We start from the raw sequence: 10,017 nt of genomic DNA, 5'->3' as shown, positions 1-10,017 counted from the left end.
AAACTTATAAAATTTAAGAAAACTACTTGAAATTAGCAGCTATATTTATTATAATAATAAAGTGAATTACTTGCGGGTGTAGCTCAGTGGTAGAGCCCCAGCCTTCCAAGCTGGTTGCGAGGGTTCGATTCCCTTCACCCGCTCCAATTATGCAGCTATAGCTCAGTAGGATAGAGCAACGGACTTCTAATCCGTGTGCCGGGGGTTCGAATCCTCCTAGCTGCACCAATTAACAGTGGGGCGTAGCCAAGTCGGTAAGGCACCAGACTTTGACTCTGGCATTTCGTAGGTTCGAGTCCTGCCGCCCCAGCCAACAATTTTATATCGTGATCCATTAGCTCAGTCGGCAGAGCACTTGACTTTTAATCAAGGTGTCCGGAGTTCGAATCTCCGATGGGTCACCATTTTTTTGGAGAGGTACCGAAGCGGTCATAACGGGGCGGTCTTGAAAACCGTTAGGGTGCAAGCCCACGTGGGTTCGAATCCCACCTTCTCCGCCACAGTTCGATTTTTAATTAGATCGAACTTTTTTTATTGTAATTATTTAGAATATATGTCAAATATTGTGGAGGCTCGTTAACTCGAGTCTCTTTCTTTATGTAAAAAAGAACGCATATACGCTAATTAAGATATCAAATCCAAAGTAACTAAAAACCACTAAAAATAAGCATAGCAAATAAAACCCTTAGGGGTTTTGCAAATTTTTCCGGTTTCCTAATCTCTACTTACATGAAAACATAATTCTTTTTCTAAACAAGTCAAAATTTCTCATACCAAAACAATTTCTTTTTAATGTTTTTATCTTTGTATGAATTCCTTCAAGAGGTCCATTTGACCAAGAGTAATCACAGGTTTTGTAATTAAACTCTTACTTCTTTTAAAATATTTCCTAAGCTTTGATGATATATATGCTTTTGTATTTTCTTTCTAACATTTTCTAATGCCCAGGATACTTGTCTTATGAAGTGGTACCTATCTATGATATGTACTGCGTTTTTAAAGAATGCTTTTTTAACTGACTTAAATGTTTTAGACATATCGCTTACAAAGAATTTTACTTCGTTTCTTTCTTTGTTTGGTATCTTTTCAAAGTACTCATACAATGTGTTCTTATCTCTTGATGGTAAGATATCTATGATAGAGTGTTTAGATACATTAAGAAGATGTGTATAGCTCATATTGACCTCTGTGTTAGTTTTGTCGTTATTAACATTTTACACGAAGTTAGTATGAGTTTTTATTTTTATTTGTGTCGCATTTATTTTTACAACTTATCATATTGAATTAGGTTTTGTGATAATTCATATATTGGTAAAATTAAATTTATGACTATTCCTATATTATTTTAAGATAATATTCTGTATACTTTTAGTAAGTTCTAAATACTATTGCAATATCTTATTTGAAACTTTTTATCTATATTTTTATTTAGGAGGAGAAATGTTATTAAAGGAAATCATTGAAATTTATAAGTTGCTTGATAGTTCTCGAATAACTGGTCATGATATAAAAAAATATTTAGTTGGTATAAGAGATGTTGACGTTGACATTTCTATAAATACTTTAAAAACAGAAAAGGGCTCTACTGACTTAGTTAGAATAATGATTCCTGGCACAAACGGAAAAATCAAAGGTGGTAAAGCTCCAACTTTAGGTGTGTTGGGAAGACTTGGTGGTATTGGTGCTAGACCAGAGGTTACAGGTTTTGTTTCTGACGGAGATGGTGCATTGATAGTGCTAGCAGTTGCAGCAAAAATTTTAGATATGAATAATAAAGGTGATTTTTTAAAAGGAGATGTTGTTATTTCAACTCATATATGTCCGGACGCACCAACTATCCCTCATGAACCTGTTCCTTTTATGGATTCACCTATAGATATGTCTACCATGAACAAAGAGGAGGTTAAGGGTGATCTTGACTCCATTTTATCTGTAGATACTACAAAAGGTAATAGAATTATTAGCCATAATGGCTTTGCTATATCCCCTACTGTTAAAGAAGGTTTTATCTTAAGAGTTTCTGAAGATTTGTTAGATATTATGGAGAGAACTACTGGAAGTTCTCCAAAGGTGCTTCCAATTACAAATCAAGATATTACACCTTATGGAAATAATCTATTTCATATTAATAGTATAATGCAACCATCAACGTCTACTACAGCTCCAGTTGTAGGAGTAGCAGTGACTACTGAGTCTATTGTTGCAGGTTGCGCAACTGGCTCCACTCATCCTTTTGATGTCGAACAGTGTGCGAGGTTCGTGTTAGAAGTTTGTAAAGATTTTGGTGAAAATAGAATTTCTTTTTATGATAAAAATGAATGGGAAATTATTAAGCAAAAATATGGTAGTTTAAGAATATTACAAACTCAAGGTAATGAAGGTTTAAAGTAACATTTTACAAAATAAATAATAAATCTTAGATATGGTATATAAGTTATCTCTTATGTAGTTTTATATTTTTCTAATTTATTATTTATCAGAAGTTTTTGTTTTACAAATAATATAAGGAGAATGTATATGGATAAAAATAGTATAAGTTTCTCATCAAAAAGAGTAGCTGATAGCGAGCGAGTTGGTTGGAGAGCTCCATTGTTTAATATTCTTGGAAGTAATGTTGCTATTTCAGAATTAATGGTCGGTGGCGTTCTCGTGCTTGGTATGAGTTTTAAACAATTATTAGTGACCTCCGTAATAGGAAACTTGATGCTTGTTTTAATACTAATACTCCAAGGTAATATTGGAATGAGAGAGGGGCTAGACACTTACTCGCTTGCAGAGAGTACCTTTGGCTCAACAGGTGGAAAGTGGATTATTTCATTAATATTAGCTATTACAAGTTTTGGATGGTTTGGAGTTCAAGCTGGAGTAGCAGGTTTATCACTACTAAGAATTTTTCCAGGCTTAAATTTAACAATGTCTGTTGTTGTTCTTGGTTTGTTAATGATGTGTTTTGCAGTTTTAGGATTCAATGCTATGGCAAAGTTCAATTATTTGGCCGTACCTCCGTTAATTATTATGATGGTTTGGGGAATGTATAAAGCTTTGTCTGTAAATGGAATAGAATCAATTCTATCATACACTCCTGCAACAGAAATGACCATCTTAGAAGGTCTGAATGTAGTTATTGGAGTTGTAATCGTAGGAACAATAATTTCTCCAGACCAATTAAGATATACTAGAAGTATTAAGGATATTGTTATAATTGCTGTGATAGGCTTCGCCTTCATATCAATTTTTCAACAGGTTGCTGCAGGTGTATTAGCAATGGATTCTCCTTCTTGGGATATTACAGAGGTTTTAGAAAATCTTGGTTTTAACTGGATTGCCTTTTTAATTTTACTTCTAGCAGCTTGGTCTACTAACGTTTCAAATGCTTACTCAGGTGGTCTGGCCTTAAAAACAGTTTTTCCAAGCTTAAAAAGAGAAACACTCACAATAATTGCAGGCTTAATAGGAACAGCAATAGCTGCAAGTGGAATTATATTCAAGTTCCAAGAATTTTTAAGTTTATTAAGTATGACTATATCTGGAATAGCTGGAATAATGTGGGTCGATTATTATATTTTAAATAATAGATCATTAAAAAATAGAGAAGGTACTAATACTATCGCCATTATTTGTTGGGTGCTTGCATTTATTGTTTCATTTGTAACAGATAAATATAAGTTTTTTATTCCACCTATAAATGCGATGATTGCTGGAGGTTTATTGTATTATTTGTTAATGCTAAATAAGAAAGGAAGAAATAATGACTAGAAATGTTAATATTGGAATAATTCAATTTGAATCAATTTTAGGCGATGTTGAAGCTAATGTTTCAAAGGCTGTTGATCTTATAAGAGATGCTGCAAATAAAGGAGCAAATATAGTCGTATTGCCAGAATTATTTGCAACTGGATATAATTTAGAAATATTACAAGAAAGAATTGCTGAGTTAAGTATTAAATATTTCAATTATACTTATGACAGAATGGCTGAAGCTGCTAAGGAAAATAAAGTTTACTTGATTGCATCTTTTGGTGAAATCAGAGAAGTCCCAGGTATCGTCTATAATTCTTCTATAGTCTTTGATGATGAAGGTAACAAGATGGGTAGCTTTGCTAAAAGTCACCTATGGTTTAGAGATAGGCTTTATTTTAAAGAAGGAGATGAATATCCAGTCTTTGATAGCAAATATGGAAAGTTTGGAATTGCAATCTGCTATGACATGGGATTCCCAGAGTCATTTAGGTCTTTAATGTTAAAGGGTGCAGAAATGATATTTGTACCTGCAGCATGGAGAATAGAAGATGAGGATATGTGGGATTTGAATATCCCTCAACGATCTCTCGAAAACATACTATTTACTATTGGGGTAAATAGATATGGTATTGAGGAAAATCTTCACATGTTTGGTAGATCTATGGTGGCTAATCCAAGAGGAAAGATTATCCATGAATTACCTAAAGATAAAGAAGCTGTTGAAGTTGTAAAGATTGACTTAGATGAAGTAAACAAATATAGGACTCAAATATCTTATCTCAGAGATAGAAAGCCACATATATACGAAAAAATAACTGAAATTAAATAAATAGATTTTTATTAAAGCTTAACCTTCTAATTAGAAAGTTAAGCTTTTTAAATATTATATTAAACTTTAAATGTATCCTTATAAATAGCTTCTATAGGATATCTGAAATTTCTTTTGATAAAATTAATATCATAAGCTCCTTGCTGTTTTCAAAACAATAGTCTGTTATTTCTTCTATTTTATTTAATCTATATCTTAATGTTTCAGCGTGTATATAAAGCTCTTTTGCGGTGTCCTTCCTACTCATATTGTTAGATATAAATGAACAAAAAGTTGGATATAGTTGTGTGTTATGAGCAAAATCATATTCTTTAATCTTGCCAATTATATCATTGACAATTTCTTTTCCATTCGCTGTATCTACCAAATCAAATATTATTTTTTCCTTAGTGAAATCTTCAATAAAACATATTGTCCTTTTATCAATTTTTGAGATTTTTTCAGCCTCATCTAGTGATAAATTAATTTCTTTAAAATTCTTTTTTAGGTATGATACTCCAATTTGTAGATATTTATTTTCTGAATCTAGTTTTTCTATTAATTCAGAGAGAGTATTTTTTAACTTATTCTTTTCAATATGGCAAAATATTGCCATCCCATCCTTATACGTATTAAATAAGAAATAACTATTCAATTTAAATTCTAAAAATTTCCTTATATCTGAATTAGCTATCTTCTTTGTCACATTTTGCCTAAAATACACACAATAGAATTCTGAGCTTTTCCAATTTAAATTAAAGACAACACTATTTAAAAAGCTTTGGCTATGATTTTGATTTTGTAATAAAATATTTGTAATCACTCTATGATTTTGACTTATGTTATAAAGAAATGTTTGCTCTAGGTATAGCTTATTTTTTATTAACGATAAAGCATAAGTTATACAATTCTTTTGGAATTCATTAAGCTCAACATCATTATCTAAATAGATGTATCCCAAGTTATCAGTTGTTTTTATTGGTATATATAAAATGTTACTTTCATTATTATTCGAAAATCTCGTGTACCCAACTTTTATTCCTATTAAATTAGTCACCTCTTCTAAAATCTTTTCTAATTTTATATTTCTAGAATTTAGGTTTAATAATTTATTGTATGCTAAATTTTGCTCTATAAGGTTATTTGTCTTTATATTAAATAGAAACTCATAGAAGTTTCCAACAATTTTAGAATAAGTTGCCTCTTTTCTCAAAATTATCAAAGGAATACCATATTTATCGGCATCATTTAATAAATTATTGTCTATCTCACCAAAATATCTTCCTATTTTTATACATATTGCAGCTACTTTGTGTTTATATGCATCCCTTATGAATTCTTCTTTATATTTCTTTTCATTTATAAAGGCATAGCCTGCTGTTAAAACTATTTCATTTCCTTGAAACCAGCTAACCCCATCTGGTGTTTCCAATACAACTATATCCTTAGCCTTATTTTTTAAGCCGTTCATACCTGCTACTAAATTGCAGTCACCAAAGCATTCATTCTCTAATAAATCCTTTATTGTAATATAATCTCTCATTTTTTCCTTTCTAATTTTATAAAAATTGTAAGTATTTTTATTATTATACTAAATAATTATCTTACTTTAAATTTTAAGATATTAATACTTGTTATTTTTAGCTTCTAAGTTTGATTAATAATAAATATATTTCTAGCATATCAAATTTTTATTTCATTTTAAATGGTTCTAGGTCAAATGTTGGGAAAGCTCGTTAACTCGAGTCTCTTTCTTTATGTAAATGGGCACATAGACGCTAATTAAAAACTATTAAAAATAAGCATAGCAAATAAAACCCCTAGGGGTTTTGCAAATTTTCCCGGTTTCCTAATCTCTACTTACATGAAAACATAATTCTTTTTCTAAACAAGTCAAAATTTCTCATACCAAAACAATTTCTTTTTAATGTTTTTATCGATGTACTTATATTGAATCTTCCTCTTGTTTCTTTGTTTTTCTAGACTTACCTTTTCTTCTTAATTTTTTATTTGTGTCGCATTTAATCTTACAACCTATCAAAAATAAAAATTAAAACAAAAACCACCTTCGTTTAACTACCAAGGTGGTTTATTTTTCTTCTATTCTGAACTTGTGTCCCATGTATTTATAAAGCTTAACTTCGCTATTTTCCTTTGGGTTTTCGATTTCAAATACAAAGTAATGGTCCATTCTATCTTTTGCGTTCTGTGCATTTAATCTAAAGTAGCTTCTGCCGGTCTTCGCCATCATCTGCACCAAATCGTCTGTTAAGAATGTCAGTGGGATATTCGTCTGTGTATATCGATAGAAGTCATTTTCAAATCTCGTATAATTTTCGCTGTAGTAATCTAGTTGAAAAATATTTTTCTCCAATCTATCCATTCTTATTCTCCCTCCGCCAGTGTGATCTCAACTATTTCCAAAACTCTTATCTTAATTATTTTATCTTCCGTCTTTAAAAGTATTTCTTCTCCATTTATATCATAGATTTGTCCTAGGTAAGGAATTTTTTCATCTCTTATTGCAAGAAAGATTCTACTTCTATTTAAAAATACTTGGGTGAGGAGAAGAGACTTTTCTTCTTTTGAAAATTTGTCCGTGAAGTAGATCCTATCTCCAACTTGTGTCAGAGCTGATGTGTGTTCAGATAGGAAGAATCCCATCCATTTCACCATGCCTCTATCCATGTATTTTCGCGCTGATTCATAGGGCAAGTATGTTCTATCTATCATATTATTCCATCTAAACCTCCGCAGTGACCACCGATAAGTGTGCTTCTCTCTTTTGCACGAGAGCCTTCCATAAGAGAGGTCGCCTTTTGAATTGCCATGTAGCCATACTTATCTCTTATCTTATCGATGGCTTTGTCTAAATTTTCCATTTTTTCTATTTTTTTTACATCTTCAAACAATGTGAATATGCAGTAGTCTTCGTTGGTTAAATTGTCATAGCGAATGCCAATATTTCTAACTGCACCGCCGTCGTATTTTTCTCTAAAGAGGGATAGGACTTCTTTTGTTAAAACTTCTGTACTTTGAGATGGTCTTATCTTCTTCTGTACATTTATGGATCTTTTCTTCTCTTCATAGCTAAATCCGATGTAGATGGCGATGGTGTTTGCCTTCTTTTTTATTCTTCTAAGGCGGATTGCAACCTGCTCTGCCATTTCTGATAGGACGATTTCTATTTCTCTTTGGTCCGTGTAATTTCTCGGTAGGACTTGGGAATTGCCGATGCCTTTTGACTTTGGAATATAGGGTTCTTTTAGATTACTTTCGTCAACTCCGTTTGCATGGAACCAAAGCTGTACTCCCATGATGCCAAATTCTTTTGCCAGGCGATCTGGATCAGATTTCGCGAGATCTCTTACGGTGTATATAAATAATTTGTTTAGTCTCTTTGCGGTTCTACTTCCGATGCCCCAAAAGTCGGTTAGATTTTCTATATTCCACACCTTTTTCTCCACGTCTTCGTAGGACCAGTTAGCCCTCATGGTCGGAGTCTTCTTCGCTTCGTTATCCAGTGCAAGTTTTGCAAGAAGTGGATTTGAATTGCTCATGCCGACGGTGGAGAAGATGCCCGTTTCTTTTCTGATTTCATTTTGAATCTTTGCACAGAGGATATCCAACTTTTCTCGACGACTAAGTCCACTATCTCTTACAAAATAATTTAGAGAAGAGGTGAGATCTAGAAATCCTTCGTCGATGGAGTAGGGATATATTTCATCCACCGATGCAAAATTTTCAAAAACCTTCTGTATTTTTAGATTTTCCTCTATATAAAATGCCATCCTCGGCGGAACTATAAGAGTGTTTTTCGCCCAGGTCTCTATATAATTTACATAATCCTTCGTAATGGGAATATTTTGGTGCCTTGCCTTTTCAAAACTAAATTTTCGAGTTTCTATATCGAAGGGAAGATCCCTGCTTCTTCCCACATTTTCTTTGCCAAAGACCTTTTTAAACACTGGAGAGCTTGCGAGTATAAGGCCGTTTGAATTGTCGGAGCGGCTCATGACGCAGAGGGAAGTCTTGAGTGGATGAAGACCTCTTTCAACACATTCTACACTGGCGTAGAAAGATTTCATATCTACAAAAGCTATATCTGAAGTGGGTTCTCTTGAGTAGTCTATAATTCCCATGGCAACCTCCAATTAATCTAGATCGTTTCTCGGTTTGTACTTCTTTAAAAATCCTGAATCTGGGCTGACAGGGAAGATATTTTTAAGGTCTATGATATTTAACTTCACAAGCTCAGAAATTTTGAGATTAAGCAGATTTATATCCACACCGAGCCCTACCGCTAAATCTCTGTCGCTTTCCGCATACTCCATCATCTTTAAGAGATCATCGTCAGGGATTAGCAGGTGGGCGGCGAAAATATTTGCTTCGATTTCAAAAACATTTACCGGGTTGAAGACTCTGCTCTCGTGAAAGGTAACTCCCTTTAGAGATTCTTCTCTGTGGAGTTGGTCGTGACCAATTTCATGGGCGAGGACAGTGTCTTTTAAACTTCCCAAGTTGTTTGGAATGAAAATATATCTGTTTTTCAAAATAACCTGGTACATTCCAAGAAGAGTCTTGGTTTCATCCATATACTTAATATTTATATCGAGAGCCTTCGCGAGTTCCTCCGGATTTCTCGTCTTGTACTTTTCGACAAGCTCATTTACCTTTTCATAAATCCATCTATTACTCATTGTCATCAGTCTTCTTTGAATATTTTTTATTCTTTAGCTTTGATTCCCAATATGCTTCCGAAATAGCTTTAAACACCACGTCCTTATCTTCCTCTGGCAGTTCACCACCGGCAAAGAGCCCCTTCATAGATTCCACCAGATCCTGTGCATCCTTTGCACCTTTGTATCCATAGGTGTCCCTTGCTTGCATGATGAAGTACTCCTCGTCGGTTAAGAGATAGTTGACATTGACATCGAAGATCTCCGCCAGTTTTTCAAAATTTTTCATGGTGCGAGGGCGGGTCCCCTTCACTTCGTAGTTGCTTATTGTTTTAAGAGAAGTTCCAAGCATATCCGCAAGTTCTTTTTGAGTTAAACCCTTCTCTTCTCTTAGACTTTTGATTTTGTTACCGAAATTCATAATACCTCCTTTAGAACTTAAACTTCCAATAAACGCTTAAAAAAATATAAAAAATAATATTTAAAGTGTATTTTTATATAAATGAGAACTTAAAGTACTTATATTATAAACTTTAAAAATTTTTAAGTCAACGAAATTTAATAGAGTAGGTCAGAATAAATAAAAATGTTTGGTAAGATAAAATTTATTTCGTTTCAAAATAGTTTAAAAATGTAAAACTTAAATTGAAATGAAAATAAGAAGAATTTCTCGGAGAAATAATATATTATAAAGGTAATTTTATTTTAAAAATCTTGGAGTATTTTGAAATAAAAATTCGATAAATAATTCTAAATTTTTTATTTAGACAGATAAAACAATTGAAAATA

Annotated in this window: 10 protein-coding genes, 5 tRNA genes and 1 pseudogene; 8 read left to right on the top strand and 8 right to left on the bottom strand. The window is 32.6% G+C overall.

Features of this window, described 5'->3' with window-relative positions:
- Nucleotides 1-72 precede the first annotated feature (72 nt).
- From HMPREF9225_RS09590 to HMPREF9225_RS09570, 5 genes are all read left to right on the top strand, one after another.
- Nucleotides 73-146 (top strand) — tRNA-Gly (locus HMPREF9225_RS09590).
- 5 nt (nucleotides 147-151) lie between these two features.
- Nucleotides 152-228, top strand: a tRNA-Arg gene (locus tag HMPREF9225_RS09585).
- Between the two features lie 8 nt (nucleotides 229-236).
- Nucleotides 237-313: transfer RNA gene (locus HMPREF9225_RS09580), tRNA-Gln, on the top strand.
- A gap of 15 nt (nucleotides 314-328) precedes the next feature.
- Nucleotides 329-404: transfer RNA gene (locus HMPREF9225_RS09575), tRNA-Lys, on the top strand.
- A gap of 7 nt (nucleotides 405-411) precedes the next feature.
- Nucleotides 412-500 (top strand) — tRNA-Ser (locus HMPREF9225_RS09570).
- Nucleotides 501-721: 221 nt separating this feature from the next.
- Here the strand turns inward: HMPREF9225_RS09570 and HMPREF9225_RS10675 are convergent.
- Nucleotides 722-838: pseudogene (locus tag HMPREF9225_RS10675) on the bottom strand (transposase); the annotation flags it as partial.
- 22 nt (nucleotides 839-860) lie between these two features.
- Complete coding sequence (locus tag HMPREF9225_RS09565) at nucleotides 861-1,178, bottom strand: transposase (RefSeq protein WP_008902752.1); 318 nt, start codon at nucleotides 1,176-1,178, stop codon at nucleotides 861-863.
- A 262-nt stretch (nucleotides 1,179-1,440) separates the two neighbouring features.
- On the opposite strand from HMPREF9225_RS09565, the gene HMPREF9225_RS09560 reads away from it, so the two are divergent.
- From HMPREF9225_RS09560 to HMPREF9225_RS09550, 3 genes are all read left to right on the top strand, one after another.
- Nucleotides 1,441-2,391 carry a DUF1177 domain-containing protein gene (locus HMPREF9225_RS09560; protein ID WP_008902751.1) on the top strand — a complete coding sequence of 317 codons (951 nt, stop codon included), beginning with the start codon at nucleotides 1,441-1,443 and terminating at the stop codon, nucleotides 2,389-2,391.
- A 126-nt stretch (nucleotides 2,392-2,517) separates the two neighbouring features.
- Nucleotides 2,518-3,756 carry a cytosine permease gene (locus tag HMPREF9225_RS09555; RefSeq protein ID WP_141553752.1) on the top strand — a complete coding sequence of 413 codons (1,239 nt, stop codon included), beginning with the start codon at nucleotides 2,518-2,520 and terminating at the stop codon, nucleotides 3,754-3,756.
- Nucleotides 3,749-4,570 carry a nitrilase-related carbon-nitrogen hydrolase gene (locus tag HMPREF9225_RS09550; RefSeq protein WP_008902749.1) on the top strand — a complete coding sequence of 274 codons (822 nt, stop codon included), beginning with the start codon at nucleotides 3,749-3,751 and terminating at the stop codon, nucleotides 4,568-4,570. Before HMPREF9225_RS09555 ends, HMPREF9225_RS09550 begins: the two co-directional genes overlap by 8 nt.
- A gap of 91 nt (nucleotides 4,571-4,661) precedes the next feature.
- Here the strand turns inward: HMPREF9225_RS09550 and HMPREF9225_RS09545 are convergent, their stop codons facing one another.
- The 6 genes from HMPREF9225_RS09545 to HMPREF9225_RS09520 form a co-directional block, all read right to left on the bottom strand.
- Nucleotides 4,662-6,092: a PucR family transcriptional regulator gene (locus tag HMPREF9225_RS09545; RefSeq protein ID WP_008902748.1), complete on the bottom strand. Its 1,431-nt coding sequence runs from the start codon at nucleotides 6,090-6,092 to the stop codon at nucleotides 4,662-4,664.
- Nucleotides 6,093-6,638: 546 nt separating this feature from the next.
- On the bottom strand, nucleotides 6,639-6,932 hold the full coding sequence (locus HMPREF9225_RS09540; RefSeq protein ID WP_008902747.1) for a DUF5960 family protein: 294 nt from the start codon (nucleotides 6,930-6,932) through the stop codon (nucleotides 6,639-6,641).
- 2 nt (nucleotides 6,933-6,934) lie between these two features.
- A complete protein-coding gene (locus HMPREF9225_RS09535) occupies nucleotides 6,935-7,282 on the bottom strand; it encodes a hypothetical protein (RefSeq protein ID WP_008902746.1) in 348 nt (115 codons plus the stop codon).
- Nucleotides 7,279-8,691: a Y-family DNA polymerase gene (locus HMPREF9225_RS09530; RefSeq protein WP_040551508.1), complete on the bottom strand. Its 1,413-nt coding sequence runs from the start codon at nucleotides 8,689-8,691 to the stop codon at nucleotides 7,279-7,281. The genes HMPREF9225_RS09535 and HMPREF9225_RS09530 overlap by 4 nt, the downstream gene beginning before the upstream one ends.
- A 12-nt stretch (nucleotides 8,692-8,703) precedes the next feature.
- Nucleotides 8,704-9,249 carry an ImmA/IrrE family metallo-endopeptidase gene (locus tag HMPREF9225_RS09525; protein ID WP_083773019.1) on the bottom strand — a complete coding sequence of 182 codons (546 nt, stop codon included), beginning with the start codon at nucleotides 9,247-9,249 and terminating at the stop codon, nucleotides 8,704-8,706.
- Nucleotides 9,242-9,649 (bottom strand): helix-turn-helix domain-containing protein, encoded by a 408-nt coding sequence (locus tag HMPREF9225_RS09520; RefSeq protein WP_008902743.1) that lies wholly within the window; start codon nucleotides 9,647-9,649, stop codon nucleotides 9,242-9,244. Before HMPREF9225_RS09520 ends, HMPREF9225_RS09525 begins: the two co-directional genes overlap by 8 nt.
- Nucleotides 9,650-10,017 lie beyond the last annotated feature (368 nt).

Origin of the sequence: Peptoniphilus duerdenii ATCC BAA-1640, from assembly GCF_000146345.1 — a bacterium.
GTDB classification, from domain to species: domain Bacteria; phylum Bacillota; class Clostridia; order Tissierellales; family Peptoniphilaceae; genus Peptoniphilus_B; species Peptoniphilus_B duerdenii.
This window is presented reverse-complemented; position numbering and strand designations above follow the sequence as displayed.

What these genes read in the sequence shown, in the direction of transcription:
- HMPREF9225_RS09565 (WP_008902752.1), bottom strand. Translation starts at nt 1,178, where the DNA reads ATGAGCTATACACATCTTCTTAATGTATCTAAACACTCTATCATAGAT.
- HMPREF9225_RS09560 (WP_008902751.1), top strand. Translation starts at nt 1,441, where the DNA reads ATGTTATTAAAGGAAATCATTGAAATTTATAAGTTGCTTGATAGTTCT.
- HMPREF9225_RS09555 (WP_141553752.1), top strand. Translation starts at nt 2,518, where the DNA reads ATGGATAAAAATAGTATAAGTTTCTCATCAAAAAGAGTAGCTGATAGC.
- HMPREF9225_RS09550 (WP_008902749.1), top strand. Translation starts at nt 3,749, where the DNA reads ATGACTAGAAATGTTAATATTGGAATAATTCAATTTGAATCAATTTTA.
- HMPREF9225_RS09545 (WP_008902748.1), bottom strand. Translation starts at nt 6,092, where the DNA reads ATGAGAGATTATATTACAATAAAGGATTTATTAGAGAATGAATGCTTT.
- HMPREF9225_RS09540 (WP_008902747.1), bottom strand. Translation starts at nt 6,932, where the DNA reads ATGGATAGATTGGAGAAAAATATTTTTCAACTAGATTACTACAGCGAA.
- HMPREF9225_RS09535 (WP_008902746.1), bottom strand. Translation starts at nt 7,282, where the DNA reads ATGATAGATAGAACATACTTGCCCTATGAATCAGCGCGAAAATACATG.
- HMPREF9225_RS09530 (WP_040551508.1), bottom strand. Translation starts at nt 8,691, where the DNA reads ATGGGAATTATAGACTACTCAAGAGAACCCACTTCAGATATAGCTTTT.
- HMPREF9225_RS09525 (WP_083773019.1), bottom strand. Translation starts at nt 9,249, where the DNA reads ATGAGTAATAGATGGATTTATGAAAAGGTAAATGAGCTTGTCGAAAAG.
- HMPREF9225_RS09520 (WP_008902743.1), bottom strand. Translation starts at nt 9,649, where the DNA reads ATGAATTTCGGTAACAAAATCAAAAGTCTAAGAGAAGAGAAGGGTTTA.